Here is a 26,736-nt window from a genome sequence, read left to right as displayed (position 1 = left end):
TTAGGCGATAGGAAGTATCTTAGGCGGTAGACTACGTTGGTAGCCGCGCTTTTCCCATCCGCCCCATCACCAGGCAGTCCGCTATATATACTTCGCTTTCTCTACCTTACAGATAGTTATGAGCATTGAGCTTCCCGCATCATTAGCTACCGAGCGCAGCCTTCGGGAGGCCGCCGAAGCAGAGGTTATCCGGCTGCGAGCACAGCTGGAAGCCATTGCTACCGATGTGGCCAAGGCCCCGGCACCATCACCCGTGGTGGCACACGACCTGGCACAGGTGGTCAGCCAGCTCAAGCAAACTCAGCAACTGCTAGAAGACCAGCAAGACTTGGTACGCCAGGTTATCGATAACAGCCCCAACCTCGTTTATGTAGAAGACGCGGACGGGCGGTGCATCCTGGCCAACAGAAGCTACGTTCGGCTTTTGAGCCAGCAGGCTCCCCCCGCGCAACGCCCCGAAGCCGAGCCCCCGACGCGGGCGCCCCAAGGCGGGCAGGCGCTCGATACGGTTACCGCGTTTGAGGAGTGCTACCACCTTGAGGATGGCCAAACGGTATGGTACTACACCACCAAAAGCCCCCTGCTGCGAGCTGACGGCTCCCGCTACCTGCTCACCTTCTCTTCCGACATCACCGACCTGAAGCGGGCCCAGCGAGTGGCCGAGGAGTCGGTGCAGGCCAAGCATTTTTTCATGGCCAACATGAGCCACGAAATCCGCACGCCGCTGCACGGAGTGATGGGGCTTGCGGACCTGCTGAAGAAAGGGCCGCTGGTGGGTGAACAGGCCGACTACGTGGAGATGATTCAGTCTACCACTGAAAGCTTGCTAGTTATCATCAACGACATTCTGGACTTTGCCAAAATTGAGTCGGGCAAGTTCAGCTTCGAAACCATCACGTTTGACATCCTCAAGACCGTGCAGGACGTCGTTCGCTCATTTGCCGTGCAGGCAGACGAAAAAGGCTTGGTGCTGCGCCTTGTGGGGCTGAAAGAGTACCTTCCCCTAGCCCAAGGCGACCCTCATCGTCTACGCCAAGTCTTGGTCAACCTTATTGGCAACGCCATTAAATTCACGGAACAGGGCGCCATCACAGTCACCATCGACGCTAGCAAGCGGGTGGGCATGAACCTTCCGGTCACGTTCAGCGTGGCCGATACTGGTATCGGCATCGACCCGAATAATCTCGACCAGGTTTTCACCAGCTTTCGGCAGGCCGACAGCAGCACCGCACGCTTGTACGGTGGCACGGGCCTAGGACTCACCATTTCCAAGAATCTGGTGGAACTGCAAGGCGGTCAGATTGGAGTGCACAGCGAGCCTGGCCAGGGCAGCATCTTCTATTTTACCATTCCGTACCTCGTCAGCCAGGACCCGCTGCGGAAGGAGACGACCGTTATTCCGCAACCTGACCTGCTGCGAGGGCTTTCTCTGTTACTAGCCGAAGACAATGCCGTCAACCGGCTGATTGCCGTGTCCATGCTTGGGCAGTGGCACGTAAAAGTAGACATGGCTCAGAACGGTGAAGAAGCCTTGGCCAAAGCCGCTTGCACCAAGTATGACCTTATCCTGATGGACATTCAGATGCCACAACTTAATGGTATTGAAGCTACTGCTCGTTTGCGAACGCAGGCCGGCATCAACCAGGATACGCCCATTATTGCCCTCACGGCCGATGCCATCCGGGTCAATGCTAACACATACAAGGGCATGGGATTCACGAATTTTCTCACCAAGCCCTACACCGAGCTGTCGCTCTATAAAATTATTGCGCACGTAAGCCAGCGTACGGAGGCCGTCTCAGCACCCACCGCCGTGGAGATACCCGTCAAGACGCTGGACCTGGGACTGCACTACGACTTTTCGATGCTAGGCAAGCTTGCCGACGACCCAGGATTCATCCGCAAAATGCTGGAGCTGTTCGTGACCACGGTACCAAGCCAGGTGAAGACCCTGCAAGAAGCCGTCGAGGACGCTAACTGGACGGTGGTTGTGCAAGAAGCACATCGTCTGAAGTCGACCTTCGGGAGCCTAAACATCCAACCCGAGACTGAGTATCTGCGGCGAGTGGAAGAGCTAGCCGAACTACAGGTTCCTCACTCGGAGCTGCAACAATTAGTAGGCGGGGTTGCAAAAGCCACGCAGTTGTTTACCGCCCTCTTTTTAGAGGAACTGGCCCAAATGCCCGTATCATCGGTAACTAACCAAGTTTTAATGAGCGAAAAGGCATCTGTCAATCAATAGATAGAAAAGATGCCTGCATGCGGCTCTAACCACCGATATCAAGCTTTCAACCAGTAGTAGCAACCTCTTTGCCCTACTGCGTACGACCTCCATATGGGATTAACACCCAGCTATAGCAGGCCTTTGACAGAGCATCTTACTAGGGCCGCTAATGGGGTACTACAGCACGTTAAGAAGCCGACAATCATATCAGATGACTCTGTCAATCTTCTTGAATTTATACAAATGCAATCTGACAAATTCAACGGGCTGGCACACTCCGGATGGAAAACCCGACTACCATAAAAGCAGTTTAAGTCTCGCGCTAATAATAAGGTATGTTAAGTTAATAAGTACAACTTAATTATTAAAATCAATACGAAAAGTTCCATGTAATAACCTGATTTAAAAAAAGTTGCAGCCGTATTCAAAATTTAATTCGTAATTTTTAATTGTTGATTTACAATTGGTTATAAAATCAAAAGGATAGGGTATTGAATTCCGAAAAGCTGATATACACCCAAGCCAAACTAACTTAGGCAGGGGTTTAGGAGTATGTTTGCTGATATTTACTCGCTCTACTCATGAAAATAAACCTGGCTATACCGAAATCTTTGCACTACTAAAATCATACTAGCATATGTTACCAACTATGAAAAAAACCCTACTTGTAATCGATGACGAGCCGTCGATTCGCTTGATTCTAGAGCATTATTTCAGCACGGACTTTCAGGTAGTACTAAAGTCTAACGGCCTCGAAGCAATGGAGTGGCTAGAGCAGGGCAATACCCCTGACGCCATCGTGGCAGATTATGACATGCCCGTGATGGATGGGCCTGATTTTATCAAACAGGTACGGGCCAGCAGCCTGCACCGCGACGTGAGCCTGATTATCCTGTCGGGCAAAGACACGACGAGCACCAAAATTGAGTGCTTGAAACTTGGCGCTGACGACTACTTAGTCAAACCCTTTAATCCTGAAGAGCTGAGTTTGCGCATTAATAACATGCTTAACCGAATAAGAGTATGAACTCGGCCAACAATAAAATAGCAGTTCTGTATATCGGCGCCGATGCGTACGACGGTCAGCGCTTCGCGCAAGAATTTGCACGGGAACTGGAAGTTAAGGTTGCCACGACACCAACCCAAGTGCTAACGCTCTGCTCCCAGACGCCGGCGGGGTTTGCGGCGGTAGTCAATGCTGCTGACCCGGCTTCAGTATTGGGCCTCAGCCTCATGCGAGTACTTAAGCACGAGCGGCACATTGAGCAGCCTATCTTTTGGCTCTTAAAGAAGGCCCCCTCGCCTTCGCTCCGGGCTGTACTGCTGGAAACTCGGGGCAGTGAGCTTTTTTCACGCGCTACCGACCATGGGCATCTGCTTACGCGGCTGTACTTCTTGGCGCGTACCCGGCAAGAGCCGATAGATTCGACCAGCCCCTACGCCCTGCGCATGCCAGTGGGCAAGCGCATTGTAGACATACTGTGCGCGGGTACGGCCCTGGTGCTGCTTTCGCCCTTGTTTTTGGTATTAGCGGTTCTCATCAAGCTCGAATCGCGGGGACCTATTTTCTATTACTCGTACCGGGTGGGTGCCGGCTACCGGGTGTTCAAGTTCTGGAAGCTACGCTCGATGCGTACGAATGCCGACAAAATGTTGGCTTCTATGAAAAACCTAAATCAATATCAGCCCGCGGAAGCAGCGGTGCTGAACGAGACCAGCGTTTCATCGGGCGTATGCCCGGTTTGCGCAGCGAATGGAACCACTTGCCAGACGCAATTGGTGGACCAGCGTGGGCAACTGATATGCGAAGAGCTATACCGCTCGCAACAGAAAGCTGCGGAAGCGCCAGCTTTCCTGAAGATTGTGAACGACCCGCGGGTGACCCGCGTTGGACGGTTTTTGCGCAACACCAGCATTGATGAATTGCCACAACTCTACAACGTACTGCGGGGCGATATGTCGCTGGTAGGCAATCGGCCCCTACCACTATACGAGGCTGAGAAACTGCTCACCGACAAGCATTCGCAGCGCTTCATTGCGCCTGCAGGCCTCACGGGGCTATGGCAAGTTAGCCGGCGAGGTAAAGGCGGTAATATGTCGGAAGAAGAACGCAAAGCACTCGACAACGAGTACGCGCGAAACTACTCCATCAGGACGGATTTAAAAATCATATTAAAGACCATTCCTGCGTTGTTTCAGAAAGAAAATGTATGATTAGAAAGCTCTTGGGTGGCCTGGTACTGGTATTGCATACATCGCTTGCCCAGGCCCAGGCCCAACCCACACCTAACAGTAGCTGGCAAACTATTTTTTTCGACTCTCCAGCTACCGCTCTACCACTCCTCACTGCTGCTGCCGTCCAACACTCGGCGCAACTGAAGGGGATGGAAACAGAAAAAGCTATCAGTCAGCAAGACCTTAAAATCGCAAAAAAAAGCATTCTCGGGAGCCTTGCTTTGGCTGGCACTTTTAACTATGGCAACCTTGCAGGCGGTGCCGTACCAGACCCGGACAGTCCGGGTCAGTTTGCAACAGTCAACTCCGTTCGTTACTCTACCGGTGTAAGCCTTTCCCTCCCCCTCGACCGAATTGTTAATCGGAACCACCTCATTAAGAAGCAGGAACTGTTTTATGAGCGCAACGAGTCCTTTCGACAGGAGCGTGAAAACGTGGTGCGCCAACAACTGATTCCTCTTTACCAGAACGTGTTGCTGGCTAAAAAGTTGCTAACACTGCGACAGGAAGCATCGGTAGCTTCGCAAACCAACTACAAGCTGGCGGAAAGACAATTTCGTCAAGGGCAACTGTCGTTAACGGCCTTTTCGGAGGCTAACGGGCAGTATACTGATGCGACCATAGCCGAGGTAACGGCCCGCAACCAATACGACACGGCGTTCATGCTGCTGGAAGAAGTTGTGGGCACCAAAATTTCATCTTTAATGACTACCCGCCAATGAGCTTATCTGACGTACTCCGGCTGCTGGCGCGAAAATGGCTGCTGCTGGTATTAGTACCCGTAGTGCTCGGTGTTTCCACTTATTTTTTCGCTCGCCACCTTCCTAAGTCTTACGGTTCCGACACCACCATTTATACTGGTATTGCATCAGGCTATTCCCTGACTGGTAACGTGGAGGCAGATCTCAACGCAACCAATAATGCATTTGACAACCTGATTAATCTGGCGACGGCGCGCTCTACGAAGGAAGAAGTGATTTATCAGTTGCTGGCTACCCACTTGTGGCAAACCAACCAGCAGCCGGCCCTGCTCAATACCCTTCCTTACGAGGACCTGCGGGAAGGGTTGCCGGCCGACGTACGCCGGCAACTTACGGGTCCCTCTTTATTAGCCACTCAGCAATTGGTGCGGCACTACGCACAGGCTAATAATTCTAATGCTGTTTACGAACTGCTAAACTCTTACAACCCAACGTATTCCCTATCAGCGCTCTCCAACCTAAGGGCCACGCGTGTCGGGCTAAGCGACCTGCTTCGGCTGGATTATGAGAGCTACAACCCAGAAATCTGCCGCTATACGCTGGAGTTGGTGACCCAGACTTTTCTGGGCCAATCGAAAGGCTTGCGCGAACGGCAAACCACGTCGGTCATTCAGTATTATGAAGCAGAACTAAAGCGAGCCAAGGCCCGGCTGGAGAAGGCCGAGAGTGAGAATCTGGCCTTCAACCGCGACAATAACATTGTTGACTACGAAGCACAGGTGAGCAACATCGCCGCTGAGAAAGAAGCCTTGGCCACGGCCCTCAACCAAGTGAGCCAAGAATATGCCGGTTCGTTAGCCGCGCTGAAGGCCATCAACAAGCGACTTGGTGGGCAAGAGGTGGCGCTACTTAACAGCCGTCAGATTGTGGAGCAGCGGCAGAAGCTCAGCCGTCTCAACGCTGCTATTGCTGACGAACAGCTCTTCAACCAGCAGCAAGAAGCCGGCACGGGCGCTAAACCCCGGCAGTTGCAGCAACTCCAGGCTGAAGCTGACAAAGCTGCGCGGGCCATTCAAAATAACGTCGATATCTACTTTGCCCACAGCACCTCCCCCGAGGGGGTTCCCAGTCAAGACCTGCTCACCGCCTGGGTGCAAGATATGGTACTGGTAGAATCGAACAGGGCCAAGCTGGATGTGATGAGGAAGCGTGAGGCCGAGTTTGAGCGCGAGTATGGACGCATGGCGCCGCTTGGGGCTACGCTTAAGCGCATTGAACGCGAAATTGCCTTGGCCGAGAAAGCTTATCTTGATATACTTAGCAGCCTGAATACCAGCAAAGCATCTGAACAGAATACGCAGATTAGCGCCAATCTTAAAATTATTGACCCGCCAAACCTGCCCTTGAAGCCCCGAACCAGCAAGGTGCTGATGCTGGTGTTACTGAGCTTCGTGAGCGGTTTCGTCTTTATGCTGGGCTCGGTACTAACTATGGGTTTGCTGGATAAATCCTTGAAGAAGCCGCAGATAGCTGCTCGTCAGATTGGGTTGCCAGTGGCCGGAATGATGCTCGATACAAATACCGCGCCTACCGAGCAGTTCCAGACTTCGCAGCAGCGCCAGATAGACCGGCTAGTGCGGCACGTGCTACTCAAAGCCAACACCCCTCCGGCCGCCTCGCCTTTTGTGCTAGGCGTATTCAGCGTGCAGCATCAGGAAGGCAAAACCACACTCTGCCAAGCCCTGACTCAGCGCTGTCAGGAGATGGGCATTCAGACCCTGACGCTGTACCCAAACAGCAATCAAATCGAAAAACCCAACGCTGCCCCGGCCTTGTTTTATGCGCCCGAAACGGCCGCAGTTCATGGATGGCAGCTCGATGAGCTGATCCGGCAAGCGGCTCCCAAGCAAACGGCGAAAAACAACCCCTCCGACGCCAGCCCACGAATCGTGCTGATTGAGTTCCCAGCCCTCCGCGAAGAAGCGCTGCCTGTTGGCGTATTGCAGCAGCTGAGTTTGATTTTCCTTACTGTACCGGCTACTCGCCCCTGGCACCTCACCGACCGCCAAGCCCTCGAACAACTCAAGACTGCTACGCCGGCCCCGATTGAAGTTGTGTTAGCAGGTGTGGCCCCATATTATAGCGAAGAGGCGCTCAGCTAACTGCTGCTGTTCATCTTCTTCTGCGCAGCGTTGCCTTTCTCATGAAATTTTCGCCGCCCCTTTCCCAAACCATGCTTAGTTCGCGCTGGCTGTTGCTGGCAGCGGTAGTCGGCGCCTTGGTAGTTGGCTGGCTGGTCAGCATGGCAGGCCTAGTGGTGCCGGCTTTGCTGGTAGCAACTCCCCTATTAGGCTTTTTTCTGGTGCTGGTATTCAGCAACCCGCGCGCAGGCTTTGTAGCCTACATTGTCTATTGCTTCCTTATTATGACGATGGTGCGGCACATTCCCGGCATTCCCTTCGGGCTGGGGATGGAGGCCCTGCTGCTCCTTACCTGGATATCGGCAGCATTCCACCAGTCAGGCGAATTTAGTTGGGGCCGCCTGCAAAATAGCTTGTGCCTGCTGGCGTTGGCGTGGTTTGGCATCAATGTTCTCGAACTGCTCAATCCGGCTGGGGCCAGCCCGGTGGGGTGGTTTTATGAAATGCGAGGCACCACGCTCTTTCTTCTTCTGACGGCTCCGCTGACTTTCCTGGTGTTTTACAGAGCACGTGACTTACGTCTTTTTCTATGTCTGATTATCCTATTTTCGGTATTGGGCACGCTCTATGGCATTAAGCAAGACGTATTTGGGGTAGACTTCATGGAGCAGCAATGGCTCAACCAAGGTGCTTACACTACCCATATTATCTGGGGCAAGCTGCGGATATTCTCCTTTTTCAGCGAAGCGGCTCAGTTTGGAGCATCCCAGGCGCACGTCGGGGTGATTTGCTTGATTTTAGCCTTGGGGCCGTTTGTCTGGTGGAAAAGACTATTGTTTGCCGCGGCCGCACTGCTACTCTTCTACGGCATGCTTATTTCGGGCACGCGGGGCGCCATGTTCGTACTACTAGCGGGGGTATTCACCTACCTGATACTCAGCAAGCAGACTAAAATATTACTCTTAGGATCAGTGATTGCTCTGGGCGCGCTGGGCGTTTTGAAGTATACCACCATCGGCAACGGCAACGCCAACATTGTACGGCTCCGAACCTCCATCAACCCACAGGATGCTTCCTTCCAGCTGCGACTCAAGAACCAGGCTACGCTGCGCCAGTACTTGGCCAGCCGGCCTTTTGGCGGCGGCGTGGGCACCATCGGTATGTGGGGAGTCAAGTATAACAATGACAAGTTTCTGGCCTCGATTGCCCCCGATAGCTACTATGTAAAAGTATGGGCCGAGTATGGCATTGTTGGCTTCCTTATCTGGATTGGGATGATGTTCTACATCCAAGGCAGGTGTTGTGGCATTGTCTGGAACACGCGCGATGCCAGGCTGCGCCAGAAGCTACTGGCCCTCACGGCGGGCTCGGTGGGCATTCTGGTGAGTAGCTACGGCAACGAGGTAATCAATCAGATGCCGTCCTCCATGATTGTATACATTTCCTGGGCATTTATCTTTTTGGGGCCTGACTTAGACACCCCTGTAGCTCCCTCTGCTCATGCATAAGCCACTGGTTTCTATCATTTCCATTAATTACAACCAGGCTGAAGTAACGTGCGCCATGCTGGCCTCGCTGCGAGAGCTGACTTACCCCAACTACGAAGTAATCGTGGTCGACAACGCCTCCCCTACCGAAGACCCGGGTAGTATCGCGGAGCGATTCCCGGAAGTACAGCTCATCCGCTCGCCCCAAAATCTGGGATTTGCGGGTGGTAACAACCTTGGCATTCGGTCCGCGAAGGGCACCTATTGCCTGTTTCTAAATAACGACACCGAAGTAACCCCGAACCTGCTGGACGCCCTGGTAGACGTGTTCGAGCGCGACCCGCGCGTTGGGGTTGTGTCGCCGAAAATCATTTTTTACGGCACCAACAACCTGATTCAGTACGCTGGCTGCGATGGCATCAGCCCCTGGACCGGCCGGGGCCACGTTACCGGTTACCTGGAGCCCGACAACGGGCAGCACGACAACTCCCGCTCCACCGACCTGATTCACGGGGCGGCCATGATGGTGCCGACCGAGGTTATCCGGCGGGCAGGCCTCATGCCCGAGTTGTACTTTCTATACTACGAAGAGCTTGATTGGTGCGAAATGATTAAGCGCATGGGATACCTGAGTTACTACGAGTCACAAGGGGTAATTTACCACAAAGAGTCAGTATCAGTAGGCCAGGGCTCGGTGCTGCGGACCTACTATATGAACCGCAATCGCCTGCTCTATATCCGGCGCAATTCTCAGGGCTGGCGTTTTTGGAGCGGCTGTCTTTTTTTCCTGTCCATAGCGCTGCCCAAAAACAGCCTGATGTACGCCTACCGGCGCCAATGGTCGCACTTGCGCGCGCTCTGGCGCGGCGTTGGGTGGCACCTGCAAGGCAACAATATACATGTAAATCATTTCCTATCCAACTGACTCCTACTGCCCGGTACTTAATGTTTGTGGCCCGGAGTTCTGCTTTTCAACTGTCGGATGCCAATGGCATCTTTTCAAACAAGCAGTAATTCAGCAATCGACCCTGCGCCAGTAGAATCTTATATCCACTTTCGCTTATGCGGCTAGTCAATTCACCTGCCCCCGAAAAGCAGACCTTCATAAGCTTCGCCCGGGGACTATCGATGTTCACCATCGTCATCTACCATTTTCTGAAATACGCACCGTTGCCTCCGCTATTGGCCAAAGCCAATTTACTCGGTGGGTCGGGCATCTACATTTTCCTGTTGGCTTCGAGTTATGGTCTGTATTTTTCGAAGACGACTAGCTGGTTCAACTTCTATTTGAAGCGGTTTAGGAAGGTGCTACTACCGTACTACATCGGCCTGACGCTGATTGTGCTCATCAACCATTTCGTCACCATATATCCCGAAAGCTGGCAAGCTTATGTAAGTCACTTGCTGCTGTACAAAATGTTCTACGAGCCCTACATGGGCAGCTACGGGCCGCATTTCTGGTTTATTTCTACCATTGTGCAGTTCTATCTCGTGTGGCCGTTGCTGCTCAAATTATCTGAAAGCCTCAAGACCATTCCGCTATTAAGCCTCGCCTTCGGCATATCTATACTCTATAGTGTTTTGATCTTCAAGCTGGGCGTGCAGGACGACCGCATCTGGCATAGCTCTGCTATTCAGTATTTCTGGGTATTTGCCCTAGGTTTGGCGATGGCGAAAGAGCAATGGCTACCTCAGCTTTTGCGGCTTGGCTTGTTCCGATACGCGCTACTATTTGTCTTTGGGGCTGGTATTTCTCTTGCTATCAACAAATTTGCCGGCGCGCAAGGAGGTATCTTCAACGATTACTTCATGTTTATCGCCTATTTCTCAGCCTGCGTTATACTCTACCTAATTAGCCAGAAAATTCAGCTCATCAGCCGATTCGTACTGTGGATAGAATCCTTCTCCTATTCGCTTTACATCGTCCATTTGTTCGTTTTTTCGTGCTATATGAAGTCAATGTCGGAAACGAGGATTAGTCTGTACGAGGTGCCAATAGTGCTGGCCCTCGCCATCGGGATAGCACTGGTATTCGACAAGGCTGTTAATTTACTGCTCAACCTCAAGCTTCGGCGAGCCAGGCCGGCGCTGGGCATATAGCAGACTCTTTTTAGCACGTCCTGTCCACCCCTCAACGCCGGAACTGAGCCGCGCTGTTCTATCTTTTTTTCTATTGAGTATGCTCGTTTTTTTGTCAACGTTGTTGCTTTCCCTATTGGGTGGCTATCTACTATTCAATGTGCTGTACCTTTTATTCTTCGCGTTGGCCGGGCATCGGCAATCGCCGGCTTTGCCAGCGACTTCGGCTGGGCTACCACGCCGCATCTGCGTGCTCATGCCGGCCTACCGGGCCGATGCTGTGATTCAGGAGACGGGTGTGGAGGCCGTGCGCCATCAGTACGACGGGCAGGCCGACGTCCAGGTCATCGCCGATGGGTTGCAGCCGGCTACGGTGCAGGCCCTCCGTCAGCAGGGAGCCGGCGTGGTGGAAGTCACCTTCGCCAAAAGCACCAAGGGAAAGGCCTTGCTCGCGGCACTGGATTTGCTGCCCAAGCAAGCATATGACGTGGCCGTGATTCTGGACGTTGACAATGTGATGGCGCCAGGCTTTCTGACGCAGGTAAACGAGGCCTTCGCAGCCGGCTACCGAGTGGTGCAGGGCCACCGCACTGCCAAAAACCTCGACTCGCCTTTCGCCGTGCTCGACGCTTGCAACGAAGAAATCAACAACCATATTTTCCGCCAGGGCCACGCTAACCTGGGTATGTCTTCGGCCCTTATCGGCTCTGGTATGGCGTTCGACTACGATTACCTACACCAGTTGCTGCAAGATATTGGCGACACCCCTGGCGAGGACAAAGAGCTTGATTTCAGAGTTTTGCGAGACAAATTCAAAATTGCCTACCTGCCTAAAGCTTACGTATACGACGAAAAAATCCCTAATTCCAAAGTCTTTGCCACACAGCGCACCCGCTGGTTGGCCACCCAACAGGAATTTCTTGTCAAGTACTTCGGTGAAGGCTTACGGCAGTTGGGCCAAGGCAACTGGGATTTTTTCGATAAAATCGTTCAGTCCATGTTGCTGCCTCGTATTTTGCTATTGGGGGTGTTAGGATTGCTAGTGGTGCTTTCCATACTGTGGCCGATAGGCCCCGGGACCAACTTCTGGCTGGGGCTGTTAGTCGGCGCCGGCTCAGCGCTGTTGCTGGCGCTGCCAGCGAACCTGTATACCCGCCAAGTGGGGCGGGCCGTGCTACACCTGCCGGTTGCCTTGGGGGCTATGCTTTTGGCCTTGTTGCAAATCAGAAAGGCTAAAACCTCTTTCATGCACACGCCCCACGCGGCTCGCCCAGCAAGTAGTTCTTCCCAATCCTAAAAGATAATCGACGCTCATGCCTTGGGAAATCATTGCTTTACCTACTCTTATTTGTTTTATTATTGGAGTGCGCAGCGGATTGCGGGCCAAGTCGAAGCAATCCGCTCCCAACTAGCCAATCCGCATAGCTGATTCACACAGATGCGCTATATTGAAAACTGCCTGGTGCTGAGCAATACGGCGAAGGCAAGCGTCGCCTGCGCAATGACAATATTTGTGGATTATGTTCAGACTGACTAATGGCGCGCAGGAGTAGCTGCACAGACGGGAAGTCGTGTTAAATATCCATGGTCAAGGCTAGCGTAGAGCTCAAATTGCCTTACTCAAAGCTGTGGCTGAGTGGCCCGCTACGGGCTACTGCGGGTCATTCCCTCCCTCACGCCTTCCTTAATCGGAACTTAGCTTTACTCGCTGATGACTTTTCCTTTATCCAACCTTTGCTGATGAACTCAAGCCCAACGCCCCACACCCCACGCCCTTTGAGGATTGGTATAGAAGCTCAACGTCTTTTCCGGCCCCATAAGCACGGCATGGATATCGTGGCTCTGGAGCTCATTAAGCATCTTCAGCAAATTGACCATACCAATGAGTATTTCATTTTCGTAAAGCCAGACGAAGACCGCGCTGTACTACAGGAAACCGCTAACTTTCATATTGTGGAAGTAGCTGGTGGCCCTTATCCCTTGTGGGAGCAGGTGCTGCTGCCTCGCGCAGCACAGCGAGCGGGCGTACAACTATTACACTGCACCAGCAACACGGCGCCGTTGCAAGCAGGCATGCCTTTGGTGCTCACGCTGCACGACATTATTTATTTGGAGCCATTGGATTTACGCCGGGGCAGCTGGTACCAACGCGCTGGCAACCTATACCGACGTTGGAACGTGCCCCGCGTGATGCCCAAGTGTCAGCGCGTGCTCACTGTTTCAGCCTTCGAGCGCGCCCGCATTGTGCAACGGCTACCTGGCCCGCCCGACCAAGTGCAGGTAGTGTACAACAGCGTCGGCGAACAGTTTCGGCCTATCACCGACGACATGCTCTTGACCACGGCCAAGGCACGCTATGGCTTGCCGGATAATTTTCTGTTCTTTTTGGCCAACACCGACCCTAAAAAAAATCTGCGGGGCGTGTTACAAGCCTTAGCCCTACTCAAACAGCAGGGTCAGCTTAATTTCAAATTGGTTATGTTGGACTATAAAGAGAGTTCGCTGATGGGTATATTACAAGAGTTGAACGCTCCCGACTTGCGAAACGACATTCTGCTCTGCGGCTATGTGCCCAACCCCGAACTGCCGCTCATTTATAATCTGGCGCAGGCATTTCTCTACCCTTCCCTGCGCGAGAGCTTTGGCATTCCCATTCTGGAGGCAATGGCTTGCGGCACTCCGGTCATTACCAGCGACACCTCGTCTATGCCCGAAGTGGCTGGCGGAGCCGCCTTGCTAATTGACCCTTTCCAGCCCGAAACCATTGCCGCTGCTATTGTGCGCCTACAAAATGACCCGGTTGAGCGCAATACACTCGTGTCCCGGGGCCTTGAGCGCGTGCAAAAGTTCTCTTGGCGCGAAACCGCGCGGCAAGTACGTGGTGTGTATGAGGAAGTAGCCGGAATGGCCCTTGCCGAACCCGTGCGCTAAGTAGTGGGCATTAGCTGTTTCAATCGAACCGATTTTCCTAATCAGTTTTTCGCCTCCATCCGACACTTTCGGCATGCGGCGCACCAACCACAGTAACTGGTAGCGGCGCGGCCTGGCTCGCTGGGGCAGCGGCCCGATAGCCGCGCAATAGCCCTTTAACATTGAAATAATACCTGGGAAGTTGAGTCGCTTGACCAACAGATAACGCGAAAGGTGCTTTAACGCTAACAAAGCATAACAATTTGATTATGCGCCTTATAACCAGCAAATCTACTATAGAAAAGTCCGATAAATGCGTCTGCTAACGCGAGAAAAACGTACTCTGAACACCGCCAAGCTATCCAGTAAATGAGAAAATCTGTGAGCGGGCTCCCCTTCAGGTAACAGCTTCCTCCAGCTAAGCTTACTTTTGCTACTTAAAGCGGTTCTTAAGGTGATATACAGTCCACCAGGCTCCCTTCTCTATTGGAGAGAAGCCTGCTCAGGAGGGGTGACGTGAGGTTACCAGACTGCGGTCCTGTGTACAACTTAGAACTGCTCTAAGCCTCTCTTTGCTTGCCCTATAAGCATCAGCTTTTTGGAATATGAATTTTGTCTTTGTCAGCCTACAGCGTATCAATACCAACCGGGAGTCGACTTCCACGAGTCTGGCCCGGGAGTTGGCCCGACAGAAGCACAACGTCCTCTTCGTTAATTCTCCAATTGACCGCAAGGACTTTCTGTTTCCGCCGCAGGACCCTGTGGTGGCCGCGCACGTGAAGGCTATCAAAACCAAAGCCGCGCCGGTGCAGCAGCTCGCGCCTCACTTGTGGGTGCTGCATCCCACCCGGCTGCTCGACTCTTTCAACTGGGTTCCTTCCACTCCTTTGTTTTCCTGGCTGATCCGGCTCAATAATAACCGGCTGGCTGAGGACATTAAACCGGCGCTGAAGGAGTTGAATTTCGACGAGTTTGTCCTAGTCAACGACAAAGACATTTTTCGGGGGTTCTACTTGAAAGAACTGTTGCAGCCCCGCAAAGCATTCTACCTCGACAGGGATTATACGCTGGGCATGCCCTACTGGCGGCGGCACGGCGAAAAACTGGAACCGGCGTTGATGCGCAAGTCCGACGCTGTTTTTTGTAACTCGCTTGACTTCACGGCCCGCGCCCAGCAATACAACCCCAACAGCTTTTATATTGGCAACGGCTTCGATGCGGCCCAGTTCGACGAAGGCCTGGACACGCCCATTCCCGACGATTTGGCCGCCATTTCCGGCCTGCGCATCGGCTATGTGGGTGCCCTGATTACCGAGCGTCTGGATTTGAACCTGCTAACGGAACTAGCGCGCGCCCGCCCAGCCTGGAACTTTGTGCTGCTAGGCTGGGAAGACCAGGCGTTTGCCAGCAGCGCCCTACATACTCTCCCCAACGTGTTTTTTCTGGGGCGCAAGCACACGCGCGACGTACCAGCCTACCTACGGCATTTCGACGTTTGCCTCAACCCTCAGGTGCTCAACGATATTACCCGTAGTAATTTCCCACTCAAGATTCTGGAGTACCTGGCCATGGGCAAGCCGGTCGTGGCGACGGCGACCAATACCATGATAGAGGTTTTCAGCGAGCATACCTACCTGGCCTCCAACGTGGAGGAGTATTTAACTCAAATTGAAAGGGCTCTGGCTGAAGACACGCCGCAACGGACGCAGGAGCGAATAAAATTCGCCGGGCAGTTTAGCTGGGAAAAAGTGGCCAAGCTGTTTATTAGTTTCTACGAGCAGCTAACCAATGTGGCCCGGCCTCCGCTGACCCGCTAGTCGGAGCTGTACTCCTACCAAATTTGTCTTGCCTTTTCCTTTCCGCAAGCTACCAACCTTCTCTTATGGCGTTAGCCGATAAAATCAAGAACAATCCACGGCTGAAACAGCTGGCTTTGGGGCTAATACTGGTGCCCCGCGAGGCCCGACCCCGGCTCTGGGTCCGTTGGCTGGTCAATCCATTTCTGCACCGGCGCGGACGGCGGTCGCTGGTGCGCTGGCGCACACGCCTCGATGTGGTACCCTTTAACCCTTTCGTGCTCGGGGCAGAGTCCATTATTGAAGATTTCGCAACCGTTAATAATGGCATGGGCGGCGTTTTCATCGGCGACCGCACGCTGGTGGGCCTGGGCAATGTGCTTATTGGCCCCTTACGCATTGGTAACGACGTTATTATCGCCCAGAATGTGGTATTTTCCGGCCTCAATCACGGCTACGTGGATGTGCAACGGCCCATCAAAGACCAACCCTGTTCGACGGCCGAAATCGTGGTTGAGGACGAGGTCTGGATTGGGGCCAATTCTGTCATTACGGCCGGCGTCCGCATCGGTCGGCACGCCGTGGTAGCGGGCGGCAGCGTCGTCACCAAAGACGTGCCTGCCTACACCATTGTGGGTGGCAATCCGGCCCGGCCGCTGAAGCAATACCGCCCCGAAACGGAGCAGTGGGAGCGAATCCGCTAGGCCACTTCACAAAATCCTTCCCTACTTTACAGCACCAAATTCATTGCCTTGCAATGAGTTGTTTCACCATGTTTTAACTTTTCTCCTATGATATTGTCCTTATTCTGGTCGTCGCTGGCCGTGGTGCTTTATACCTACGTGGGCTATGCGCTCGTAGTGGGAGTATGGGCCCGGCTGGTTCGGCGGGCCTCGCCGCCGTCGTCTGCTGCTTTCGAGCCCGAGGTGACGCTGGTAGTTCCAGCCTACAACGAAGCCGACATTCTGGCGGCCAAGGTCGACAATTGCCGGACCCTGGATTACCCGGCCAGGAAGTTGCGCCTGATGTTCATCACCGACGGTTCGACCGACCACTCGGACCAAGTGCTGGCCGCTTACCCCGACGTGCAGCACCTGCACACACCCGAACGGGCCGGCAAGTCGATGGCCGAAAACCGGGCCATCCGATACGTGACCACGCCCTACGTTATCTTCACTGATTGCAACACCATGCTCAACCGCGAGGCCGTGCGCCAGATGGTGCGCCACTATGCCAACCCGCGGGTGGGAGCGGTATCGGGCGAAAAGCGGGTGCTCAGCGACGGCAGCACCTCCGGCGCCGGCGAGGGCATGTACTGGAAATATGAGTCGTTTCTGAAGCGCTGCGACTCCGACATCTACAGCCTGATGGGCGCAGCCGGGGAGCTGGTCTCCTTCCGCACCGACCTATTCAAGCCCTTGGAGGCCGACACCATTCTGGATGACTTCGTGCAGTCGATGCGCATTGTCGACGCGGGCTATCAGGTCATCTACGAGCCCGAAGCCTATGCGATGGAGCCGCCGTCCTTTTCACTGAAGGAGGAGATGAAGCGCAAGGTTCGTATTTGCGCCGGTGGCTGGCAAGCCATGGCCCGGCTGCTGCCACTGCTCAACCCCTTCCGCCAGCCGGTGGTCGCGTTTCTGTACTTCTCGCACCGGGTACTGCGATGGAGCCTGACCCCGGCCCTACTTCTGCTTCTGCTTCCGCTCAACGCCGTGCTGGCCCTTAGCTACGGGGGGATTTATACCCTGCTGCTGGCCGCGCAGGTGTTGTTTTATGGCGCCGCCGCCCTGGGCTGGCAGCGGGCGGCGCAGGGCCAGGCCGCCGGGCCGCTGCTGGTGCCGCTCTACTTCACGATGATGAACCTAGCAGTTTTTCGGGGAGCCGGGCGGTTTTTGCGCAACGCCCAGCCCGCAGCCTGGGATAAGGCCCAGCGGGCTACTGCTCCCTGACCCTGCCCACCCCTGAAACTACTCATATTCTACCCATTCCTACTACCTCACATGCTCACGCCCGCTGCATGAAAAAGCTATTTTTCACGAAACTGTACCCCTACCTCAGGAGCAATCAGTTTCTTTCGCTGGCTGGTAACCTGACCGTATCGGCGATGAGCATCGTGTCGGTTTCGCTGCTTTTTCGGGCACTACCGGTGCAGGATATTGGCATGTGGGTTATTTTCAATACTACCATCGGCCTAGCCGATTCGTTCCGGGCAGGCTTTCTCACCACCGCCTTCATTCGGGCATGTTCCGGGGCTACGGTTCAGCGGGCCACCGAGGTGATTGGGTCAGCTTGGGCCATTGCCCTGGCCATTACGGGGGCACTAGGACTTCTTAGTCTGGGCAGCTGGATAACACTGAACTACACCCCTGACGGGGGGGCTATGCTCCTGACGCGCTGGTTTGGGGTAGTGCTAGTGGCTACGCTGCCCTACTTTATGGCGGCGTGCGTGCTACAGGCCGAAATGCGGTTCGACCGCATCCTGTACATCCGGCTGCTATCGCAGGGCCTGTTTGTGCTTGGCATTATTGGGCTGATGGCTACCGGCACCGCCAGTCTAGAAAGGGTGATGTACTGCTACTTGCTGGCCTCGGCCATTACCAGCCTGCTGACGCTGGCGCTGGGCTGGGCACGACCCAGCAGCCTGGCATACCGCACCAGCGCCTGCATTCGGGAGCTCGCCCACTTTGGCAAATACAGTGTGGGCAGCTACGTGGGGTCGAGCCTGCTCCGCAGCTCCGATACGTTTCTCATCAACTTCCTACTGGGCCCGGCTCCGGTGGCGGTGTACAACCTGGCCAGCCGCTTCATGGAGCTTATTGATATTCCATTGCGCAGCTTCATGGCCACGGCTATTCCCACGCTCTCGGCGGCCTTCAACCAGAAGCGACTGCCCGAAGTAGCCCGCTTGCTGCGCAAACACGCCGGCATGCTCACATGGATTTTCGTGCCGGTTATTCTAGGTACTATCATCCTAGCCGACATACCCGTATACCTCATCGGCGGCGCCAAGTACCGGGGCACCGAAGCAGCCAACCTGCTGCGCATCAGCATGGCCATCGCTATTCTATATCCCATCGACCGGTTTGTGGGCGTCACGCTCGATGTAGTGAATCAGCCCCGGCTAAACCTGTTCAAGGTATTTCTGATGCTGACGGTGAACGTAGTGGGTGACGTGACAGCTATTTTACTGTTCCACAGCATTTATGGCGTGGCCGTAGCCAGCCTGCCGACGGCCATCACGGGCTTCGTTTTCGGCTATTTCCAACTCAGAAAATTCCTACCTCTCTCCATTAAAGATATTTTGAGCACTGGCTTTGAGGAGCTACGGACCTTGGTTAGGGTATTTTTCGGCAAGGATTCTCTCAAGTCCAGCACTGCTATAGGAACTCAACCGGACTTTTACTCCCGCATACAAGAATAGGAAATAGACCCTGACTATCACATCCTAGTATCCTAGCGAGGGCGTACCTAAAGAGCCGATATTCACGAAGTATAATCACTTGATTAACAGAAAATTTTGGATCAATACTTCACACTCCGTCTCCGTGGTAGTAGGGCCGGGTCTACTTTCCGCTCACGGGCTTCTCACCACCAATTTTCGTAGAAGGCGGGGCTACATTTATCCCTGTAACTTATGACGACGCTCTACTTGATAGCGCTGCTACCCCCGGAGCCCGTGTTTTCACAAACCTGGGCTCTGAAACAGGAAGTGCACCAGCTCACGGGCAGCCGCAATGCCGTGCGGCTGCCCCCGCATATCACCCTCCTGCCCCCGCAGCGGCAGACCGACGAGTTTGAAGCCGCCTGCACCACCGCGCTCGCCGCCTTCGCCGCAACCCAGCCACGCTTTAGAGTCGGCTTAGAGGGCTTTGCCTGGTTTGGCGATAGAACACTCTTCATACACGTGAGCGAGCACGCGGCTCTGCAAGTCTTTCAGGCGGCGCTTATGGCTTGGTGTGTTGCGCATTTATCATTGGTGCCAGTCGAAAGCCGCCCGTTCACCCCGCACCTCACCATGGCCACCCGCGACCTGCCACCTGCTCAGGTGCCGGCATTACGCCAACTCTTCGCGGCCCGGCCATACGAGGCATCTTTCCTGGTGCGCAACTTCACGCTTTTCCGCCACGATGGTCACCAGTGGCAGGCTCGCGCAACCTTTGAGTTAAGTGCTGTTTAGAGCCACTTTGGGATTAGTGTACCCTAGCGTGAGCTTTGCAATTCACGTCCCCAAACAATAGCTGAACGAGTCGAGCAGCGCGAGGACGCGAACTGCAAAATTCGCCGCCCTGCGGCTTAGCCATACACCGCTCTGATACCGCTCTAAGTTTGGCTTATAAGCGTCTATATAAGCCGTTTCTTAGTGAAACTTTACGGCCCTTAGAAGAATCAACACGTGCTCATCCGTTAGTTCGCCGCGCACAAACTGGTCCAGCAGTACCTGTTCGTATAGTTGGGGCTCTAAAGCCGTGCCCTTGGTAATATTCAGGATGACATCGAGTATGCGACGGCGGCCCTGTTCGGTATTCAGTAGTGAAGGTTCGTCTATCATCTGGAAGTTAGTGGAAAGTTTAATTTCAAAATTCCACTAAGTTTTTGACAATAAAAAGTCGTTAAACACAATTTTAACTATTATTATTCATATAAATAAACTACCACATAAGCCCCTCCATTGGAATACAGATGCCTGCTGAGATTTCTAGCAGTATAGGTTATCGCTCCTTATTCAGTCTGCTAAATAGGCCACTAGTGTCTCTTACATGCTCTCGGGGCGATAGAGCTTAGATTTTGAGCAAGGTTGTTCTAAGGCAATCTTACGGCTTGCGGTGTCTAAGCGGCTGCTCTACTTCTACAGAAGACTAAACGCCCCAGTAATCCGAAGATTCCGGCACGAAACCCAGTTTTGAGTATAAACTAGTGAAGTATCACACTTTTCCACGGCTACCACTTCGTGAGATGGCCCAGTTCTGAGGGCAGGAAGAGCTAACTGTTCAAGAGGGGAGCTTGTTCGCAGATGTTTTCTCAGAAATAGAATTTGATGTAGAGGCATGCCCCAAGCATACCAATACTATTAGAACTGAACCTGACAAATCAGACAGGAAATGTTATATTTGTGGTCTTCACAATATAGCGTAGATTTGCGTGCCCATATAGCGGTTTGAGTGCGATTTTCTTTAAACTAAGCTGTTCTATCTCTTCTATCTGATTTCGATACTTATTACTAAAGTTAAATTTTTTAAACAGCATGAATATTTTCTACTTTTTTCATCGTTTATTGCACTGTGCTTGGGTTATAATTTTGTTACTCTTCCCAATCGGAGACACGCTGGCTCAGGACCTGCCAAGTCCCGCACCCGCGCCAATGGCCGATACTGTGCGGAGTATGCCAGATATAGCCCTCGATAATGTATTGGTAGCTCCGGGGGCGGTCGACACGAAAGAGTGGCTGCTACTCAACCAGGACATTCGCCTAGAGTTGGATGGCGCGGTGCACAACTTATACAATTTCAAATTCGATCAGGCGGAACGGCAATTTCGCTCCTTGCGGCGGCGGTACCCCAATCACCCTATGGCTTACTTCCTTCTGGGGCTGAATACCTGGTGGAAAATCATGCCCAGCAATACGTATAACCAGCAGTACGACGAGTTATTCTTCGCCTACATGGATACGGCCATCACCAAGGCTGACACCCAGTACCAGGCCGATGGCCATAATTACGAAGCAGCTTTCTTTCTCTCGGCAGCCTATGGGTTCAAGGCTCGCCTGCATGCCGAGCGCCACGACTGGCGCAAGGCTACACTGAGCAGCAAGCGGGCGCTCGCCTACCTGCAAAAAAGCAAGGAAGCCAACGGCTTGAGCCCAGAATTTGTGTTCGGTGAAGGCTTGTTCAACTACTATTCTGTTTGGATTGCTGAAGAATACCCCTGGCTGCGCCCGGTGCTGTGGTTTTTTCCAAAGGGCGACCGGGCCGTGGGCCTTGCTCAACTGGAGCAAGTAGCGCAGAAGGGCTTTTATACGGCAGCGGAAGCGCGGTTTTTCCGCATGCGCATCCTCGGCAGCGCCCGCGAAGGCAACACTGCTGCGGCGCTGACAGCCGCACGCACTCTGACCAAAGACTTCCCCGACAACAGCTGCTTTGAGCGAGCCTACGCCCAAAACTCATTCGCAGAAGGCGAGTTTTTTGACTGCGAAAAGGCCAGCCGTGACATCCTGGCCAAAATCAACCAAGGCATGCCGGGCTACGAAGGATTCAGCGGGCGCCAGGCGGCCTACTTCCTGGGCTACATGCAGCAGTACCAATACCGCAACTTCACGGCAGCACAGGACTACTACCGCCGCTGCGTGGTTTTCTCCGAGTCGGTTGGACAAACGGAGGGCGGCTATTACCTATTCGCGGTGGCTAACCTGGGCCGCATTGCCGCCTCGGCCCGTGACATTCCAGTAGCCCGAAATTATTTCCAACTGGTGGTCAACCAGGCTGAACATAAATCGGACCTCTACCGGGAGGCCCGCGCCTACCTCAAAAAACACCCTCTAACAGCGATGGATAGAGCTCCGTCGAACTTGGCTTTAGGCAAATAAACACGTCTTTACAGCGCCATCCCAACTCAGAAATTACGCATGCAGCGTTATTCGGATGGTATGATTCAGCCTAACGCTTATATTAAATAGTGCCTTGGTACTCAGTCGCCACCGCAGCCTCCACAACCAGAACCACCGCAACCAGAGCTACCGCAGCCAGAGCTACCGTCGCCGCTAGTTTGCGAAGGCGGCGATAGGTAGGTGGCCATTGTACTCATGCCCAGAGCATTCAACTCAGTCACCCCGAAGAAGGCCACAGAGAGAGCTACAATGGCACCGGAAAGTGCCTCCGTCTTCCGCTGCTGTCGCACGATGGGCACGAGGTGGCGCAGCAAGCGGCCCCCGCGGCCGGTAGCCCATGTGCTAGTAGCCTTGAAACAAGCCCCTATCAGAAACAGCCCCAGCAACGATGCCAACAGGAAGCCCACTGGCCGGTCCCGAGCTATGCCCACCGCTACTTTCGCCAAACCAAACAGGCCTAAGGCCAGCGTAGTCAGGAACGGATACCGATCGAGGCGCTGTCGTTCGGCGGGCGGTAGCAGCAGGCCCTTGGCTTCGAGGGAAGCATCCAGTACCTGCAAAGCCCCAATATTCGCGCCCACAGCCTGGGCACTGATTTTATCGAGGTTGGACCCACCATCCGGAGTAATCAGGTTCCAGACGGCGCGCTCGTAGGGGTCGGTGGGCGGGTCGGCATCAGTACGGCAAATGCGACGCTCAGGTGCCAGCTCGGCCTTGCCGGTGTAGACCAGGGCAGCCAGAGCGCTATGGGCTAAGCGCTGGCCAGGACCGACAAGGCGGGCTAGTTCGTAAGTACCAGGCAGGGGGCCCTGGTGCTCATCGGCGGCACCCTGGCCACGGCGGCGCGCCCAGGCAGCCAGCGGCAGTAGCGTGAAGCACAGCCCCCAGAATAGCCAGAGAAACTCGGTGCCGTACCAGTCGAGAGGATTCAGAGGCGTCCGGGCGGTGCAACTGGCCAGCACCAACGCGCCGGCCAGCCCAAGCCAGCTGCGCCAGCCGAGGCGCAGATTCCAGCGGGGCCGGGGCAGCAGCCACTGCCGCCGCAGGTTGACCCGCCGGAAATAGGGTGCTTCACCAAAGCGTACGGCTGCTGGTGGCCAAATATCGGCCGGCGGAACCGTGCCGAACGCCGCCGTATAAGCTTGCAGGGTGCGGGCGTACCAGTCCTGAAACTTATGGCCCTCAGCTACTCCACCCTGAGTAGGACCGTGGTGCAACGGGAAGCCCAGCACCCGCCCGCAGAGCTCATCCCAGTACGAGTGGGTGTACACTAGGTGCAGATGCCAGGCTTGGTCCACCTCGTCGGAGGGCGTGACGGGATGGCCACAGGTGGCGGCCAGAAACACAAACCGCTTGTATTCAAGCACCACTCGCTGGGCAAAAGCTACCGACCAGCCGTTGTCGCGCGCCAGGCGCTTCGAGAATGAGAGCGTGGCCCCACCATCAAGGTCTAAGGCAACGAGCCTGTCCCATAAATCGGCTGGCACCACGCGGGATGGGAGAAGACTCATAGCAGCAGACGCAAAGTATAATCCTGTGTGACAATAGCGCAAGATATATACAACGCAGAGGCCATGCTTCCCAAACGCTCCCTCTGCTCTTTCGGAGTATCACTCTGAAAGTGAAGCCTGCTGGGAGTTTGCAGCCCCTACTCGTTGAACGATGGTAGCCGGCCGGATAAGCGGATATGTGCGGAATATGACTTCAAAACAGCAACATAATAGCCGTTATAATGGGCTACAACTGCTGGAAATTACTCCACTCTCTTCACCCGTAGGTAATCCAGCATTGCCTGGTTCACCTCTCCATTCATGTTCTCGTTCGCGGGCTCGTAGGCGAGCGTGAGCGGGTGAGTGCCTTTTTCTAAGCGGACCAGGATGGGGTTTGAGAAGCCCCAATTCGACCATTCTTCCACCCCACGCTGGGGCAGCACGACGGTACCGAGCAGCTCGCGGCCATTGCGCAGCGTGCGCACTGCACAGCGGTTGTTGGTGCTGATGGGACCATTGCCGTTGGCGTAGCGGAAATCCAGGGCGTAGACGCCCGCGACGGGCACGGTGACGGGAATGGTGAGGGCCGTGTTCCGGGTTTTGCTGATTTCAACGAAGCCCTGACCGGTGAAACCTCGGTAGGCCAGCGCAGCTTTGGGGGCCACAGTTTCGAGTTGCACCTGCCGAACGGGCGCGTCGTGACCAGTTTCTACGGGTTCGCTGGCGAAGGACTCGCGGCCGGCATCGTCCACGGCAATAACTTGGTAGGCGGCGAAAGGGCTGGCCGGCACCACGTACTCGGTGGCGGCGATGGTGGTGACCAACGCTCCGTTGCGCAGCACCTGGAACTCTTCGGCTTCCTCGGGCTTATTCCAGGTAAGGTGCTGATTGGCGTAGGCAACGGTGGGAGTTTCGGGAGTAAACCGGTTCCGCACCCGGTTTACGGGAGCAGGCGTAGGCGATTCGTTGCTCAGGACAATGCGTACGGCGTGCCGGCCCGTGAGCCGGGCCGGAATGGCGGCATCGATCAAGGGCTTGCCGTCGAGTGTAATTGTGCTGATAGTATTACCAAAACCTTCCATCTCAATGTCGAGCATGGCCCGGCGGTAGGGAAAGCCCGTGAGGCGGCGCTGGCCTTGGAAGGCCTGCGGCACAAAGGGCCGGAACACGAGCCGGTCGCTCTGGTACTGCATACCAAACAGCACCTTATACACCAGGCTCAGGCTGCCCGAGAGGCTCCAGAGCATGTTACTGGAGTTGATTCGGGTGCCGGCGAAGTCCCCGTTGCCGGCCACGAAATTTTCCTTGTTGGTGAGAAACAGGGCGGCGGGGCGGTAGATGGCCGCCATGCTTTCGGTGAGCGACTGCTCGTTGCCGACCTTGGCGGCGGCCAGGGCCCAGAAGCTCTGCACGAAGGGCCACACGGCGTTATTGTGATAGGGCCGAATGCCGGGAATCTGGGGGTAGATACAGGGAATCCCATAAGACGTGGTGGGGGTTTTGGCCACCACCTGCTGGGCCCGCTCGCCCTCGGCCACTCCGAAGAACACACACAGGGCCTCACCTAACGCTTCGGCTTTGGGCGACAGAACCAAGTTGGTACGACCGTAGAGGTATTGGCCATAGTAGCCCTTATCGGCCTGCCAGAGATGGAGGTTGATGGCGAATTTGATAGACTCGGCCTGGCGCTTGTGCTGGGCGGCCGCGCCAGGGTCACCAAGCTTGACCGCCATTTGGGCCAGCACGAGGTTGGCCTGGTAATGTACGGCGTTAGTGCCCAGGCTTTCACTTTGATAGATGTCGACGGGCTGCATCCAGCGCGGGTAGGTCTGCTCGCGCCAGTCAAGGAAAGAAGATTCGCCGCGCACCAAGCCGGTAGAGGTATCGTAGGCATTCTGACGGTCGTCGGCGAGGCTTTGCTTGATAATGGGGTACACCTTGCGTAGCCAGGCTTCGTCGCCGGTGGCCTGGTAGACTTCCCAGGCCGCCGTGGCCCAGATGATGCGGTCGGTAGAGCACGGATAGGCCCCACCAGTGCCCGTATCCTGAATAATACGCCCCCCTTTCGACACCTTGCGCAGGAGGCTGTTCATGGCCACTTTGGGCTGCAAGGTGGCCTGCGCCAGAATGATGCTATAGCTGACATCGCGAGTCCAAACACCGGCCCACTGCTTGCCGGTACGGAAGGTGCTATCGGGCTCCACGGCACCACGGGCTTCTTCCAAAGCCAGGTTATAGAGGGCGTCGGCGAGGGGATAATCGGAGCTGTACTGAGGAAAATCGGCAGTGTTAATACTCTTGCTCCAGCGGCCCGCGGTGGCTTTGGTGGTAGCAGGCTGGTTCAGCGTTAGCGTCACTTCGTAGATGCCGTCGCCGTCGGAGTCTTTTAATTCCAACTCGGGCTTGTTCACCAAGTTGTCAAAATCCCAGCTCAGCGGGGCCACGCCGCCGGCCACGTACACGTGCTTGAAATCCTGCTGGTACAGCTTATCGCCCTTGAAAGTGGTGTAGAAACCATCCTTCTGGAAGGCCGCTAGCACTGGCCGTAAATCCAGCCGGATTTTTACGGGCGTGTTTGGTGCTAGGAAGGTGCTAGCCGAAGCGGGCGTTGCATCGGTATAGCGCTGGCCAAACACGATGGGCGGCGTCTCGATGGCCGCGCCTCCTGGCCGGGGCACGGCGATAAGCAAGTGGTTTAGCCCAGTGGCCATCTCATTGTCCTTGCCATTGAGACTGAATTTGAACTCGACCTGTGGGCTCTGCGACTCATTGGCCGGGCTTACGTAGTTCGAAACCAGCTCGGTGGCCGAAAGAGCGCGGGCCTCGTACGGTCCCTGCACCACCCGGTCGCGATAGATGGTATAAGCGTCGGATTGCCAGATGGGAGTCATAACGGCAGGAATGGTAGTGGTGGCTGCGGGCTTCTGAATCTGGCAGGCGCCGAGCAGACCAAGGGTTAGCAGAAAGGCGGTAGAAAGGCGGTAGTTCATCAAAAGAAAGAGCAACTAACTATGGCTGAGAAATGCAATTTACGGCGTTTTTTACGGGCACAGTTAATCCGCAGAAACG

General features: G+C 54.8%; 19 protein-coding genes. 16 read left to right on the top strand and 3 right to left on the bottom strand.

All coding sequences use genetic code 11. The features are described 5' to 3' along the window. Nucleotides 1–118 precede the first annotated feature (118 nt). The 15 genes from WX88_RS27270 to WX88_RS06340 all read left to right on the top strand — a co-directional run bounded on the left by WX88_RS27270 (nt 119) and on the right by WX88_RS06340 (nt 19,753). Nucleotides 119–2,242 carry an ATP-binding protein gene (locus WX88_RS27270; protein WP_052732407.1) on the top strand — a complete coding sequence of 708 codons (2,124 nt, stop codon included), beginning with the start codon at nt 119–121 and terminating at the stop codon, nt 2,240–2,242. 631 nt (nt 2,243–2,873) lie between these two features. Beyond that, nucleotides 2,874–3,251, top strand: a complete 378-nt coding sequence (locus tag WX88_RS06405; protein ID WP_046243565.1) for a response regulator transcription factor — start codon at nt 2,874–2,876, stop codon at nt 3,249–3,251. After that, nucleotides 3,248–4,438 (top strand): sugar transferase, encoded by a 1,191-nt coding sequence (locus WX88_RS31735; protein ID WP_046243469.1) that lies wholly within the window; start codon nt 3,248–3,250, stop codon nt 4,436–4,438. The genes WX88_RS06405 and WX88_RS31735 overlap by 4 nt, the downstream gene beginning before the upstream one ends. Continuing rightward, on the top strand, nt 4,435–5,181 hold the full coding sequence (locus tag WX88_RS06395) for a TolC family protein (protein WP_046243468.1): 747 nt from the start codon (nt 4,435–4,437) through the stop codon (nt 5,179–5,181). The genes WX88_RS31735 and WX88_RS06395 overlap by 4 nt, the downstream gene beginning before the upstream one ends. Then, on the top strand, nt 5,178–7,322 hold the full coding sequence (locus WX88_RS06390) for a GumC family protein (protein WP_046243467.1): 2,145 nt from the start codon (nt 5,178–5,180) through the stop codon (nt 7,320–7,322). The genes WX88_RS06395 and WX88_RS06390 overlap by 4 nt, the downstream gene beginning before the upstream one ends. 71 nt (nt 7,323–7,393) lie before the next feature. Beyond that, nucleotides 7,394–8,809, top strand: a complete 1,416-nt coding sequence (locus tag WX88_RS06385; protein ID WP_197076693.1) for an O-antigen ligase family protein — start codon at nt 7,394–7,396, stop codon at nt 8,807–8,809. After that, on the top strand, nt 8,802–9,713 hold the full coding sequence (locus tag WX88_RS06380; protein ID WP_046243465.1) for a glycosyltransferase family 2 protein: 912 nt from the start codon (nt 8,802–8,804) through the stop codon (nt 9,711–9,713). The genes WX88_RS06385 and WX88_RS06380 overlap by 8 nt, the downstream gene beginning before the upstream one ends. Nucleotides 9,714–9,850: 137 nt before the next feature. Further along, the gene (locus WX88_RS06375; protein WP_046243464.1) at nt 9,851–10,888 is read left to right on the top strand and encodes an acyltransferase family protein; all 1,038 of its coding nucleotides are present in this window, start codon (nt 9,851–9,853) and stop codon (nt 10,886–10,888) included. A 139-nt stretch (nt 10,889–11,027) separates the two neighbouring features. Continuing rightward, nucleotides 11,028–12,164 carry a glycosyltransferase gene (locus tag WX88_RS06370; protein WP_197076692.1) on the top strand — a complete coding sequence of 379 codons (1,137 nt, stop codon included), beginning with the start codon at nt 11,028–11,030 and terminating at the stop codon, nt 12,162–12,164. Between the two features lie 530 nt (nt 12,165–12,694). Then, entirely contained in the window at nt 12,695–13,798 is a 1,104-nt protein-coding gene (locus tag WX88_RS06365) for a glycosyltransferase family 4 protein (protein ID WP_231590644.1), read from the top strand. A 584-nt stretch (nt 13,799–14,382) separates the two neighbouring features. Continuing rightward, a complete protein-coding gene (locus WX88_RS06360; RefSeq protein ID WP_046243462.1) occupies nt 14,383–15,594 on the top strand; it encodes a glycosyltransferase in 1,212 nt (403 codons plus the stop codon). Between the two features lie 65 nt (nt 15,595–15,659). Next, nucleotides 15,660–16,277: an acyltransferase gene (locus tag WX88_RS06355; RefSeq protein ID WP_046243461.1), complete on the top strand. Its 618-nt coding sequence runs from the start codon at nt 15,660–15,662 to the stop codon at nt 16,275–16,277. An 87-nt stretch (nt 16,278–16,364) separates the two neighbouring features. Next, a complete protein-coding gene (locus WX88_RS06350; protein ID WP_046243460.1) occupies nt 16,365–17,525 on the top strand; it encodes a glycosyltransferase family 2 protein in 1,161 nt (386 codons plus the stop codon). A gap of 68 nt (nt 17,526–17,593) precedes the next feature. Then, nucleotides 17,594–18,997: a lipopolysaccharide biosynthesis protein gene (locus tag WX88_RS06345; RefSeq protein ID WP_052732404.1), complete on the top strand. Its 1,404-nt coding sequence runs from the start codon at nt 17,594–17,596 to the stop codon at nt 18,995–18,997. A gap of 213 nt (nt 18,998–19,210) precedes the next feature. Beyond that, entirely contained in the window at nt 19,211–19,753 is a 543-nt protein-coding gene (locus WX88_RS06340; RefSeq protein WP_052732403.1) for a 2'-5' RNA ligase family protein, read from the top strand. A 180-nt stretch (nt 19,754–19,933) separates the two neighbouring features. Here the strand turns inward: WX88_RS06340 and WX88_RS06335 are convergent, their stop codons facing one another. After that, nucleotides 19,934–20,125 carry a hypothetical protein gene (locus WX88_RS06335; RefSeq protein ID WP_046243459.1) on the bottom strand — a complete coding sequence of 64 codons (192 nt, stop codon included), beginning with the start codon at nt 20,123–20,125 and terminating at the stop codon, nt 19,934–19,936. Between the two features lie 831 nt (nt 20,126–20,956). Here WX88_RS06335 and WX88_RS06330 point away from each other — a divergent pair. Then, nucleotides 20,957–22,156 carry a hypothetical protein gene (locus WX88_RS06330; RefSeq protein WP_052732402.1) on the top strand — a complete coding sequence of 400 codons (1,200 nt, stop codon included), beginning with the start codon at nt 20,957–20,959 and terminating at the stop codon, nt 22,154–22,156. 101 nt (nt 22,157–22,257) lie between these two features. Here the strand turns inward: WX88_RS06330 and WX88_RS06325 are convergent, their stop codons facing one another. Then, nucleotides 22,258–23,688, bottom strand: coding sequence for a TIGR04222 domain-containing membrane protein (locus WX88_RS06325; protein ID WP_082115872.1), 1,431 nt, complete (start codon nt 23,686–23,688; stop codon nt 22,258–22,260). Between the two features lie 242 nt (nt 23,689–23,930). Beyond that, on the bottom strand, nt 23,931–26,657 hold the full coding sequence (locus WX88_RS06320) for an MGH1-like glycoside hydrolase domain-containing protein (RefSeq protein WP_046243456.1): 2,727 nt from the start codon (nt 26,655–26,657) through the stop codon (nt 23,931–23,933). Between the last annotated feature and the right edge of the window lie 79 nt (nt 26,658–26,736).

The sequence above is a fragment of the Hymenobacter terrenus genome, assembly GCF_000972495.1.
In the GTDB taxonomy this organism is placed as follows: Bacteria; Bacteroidota; Bacteroidia; order Cytophagales; family Hymenobacteraceae; genus Hymenobacter; species Hymenobacter terrenus.
Note: the sequence above shows the minus strand (reverse complement) of the source record. Positions and strands in the feature narration are given on the sequence as shown.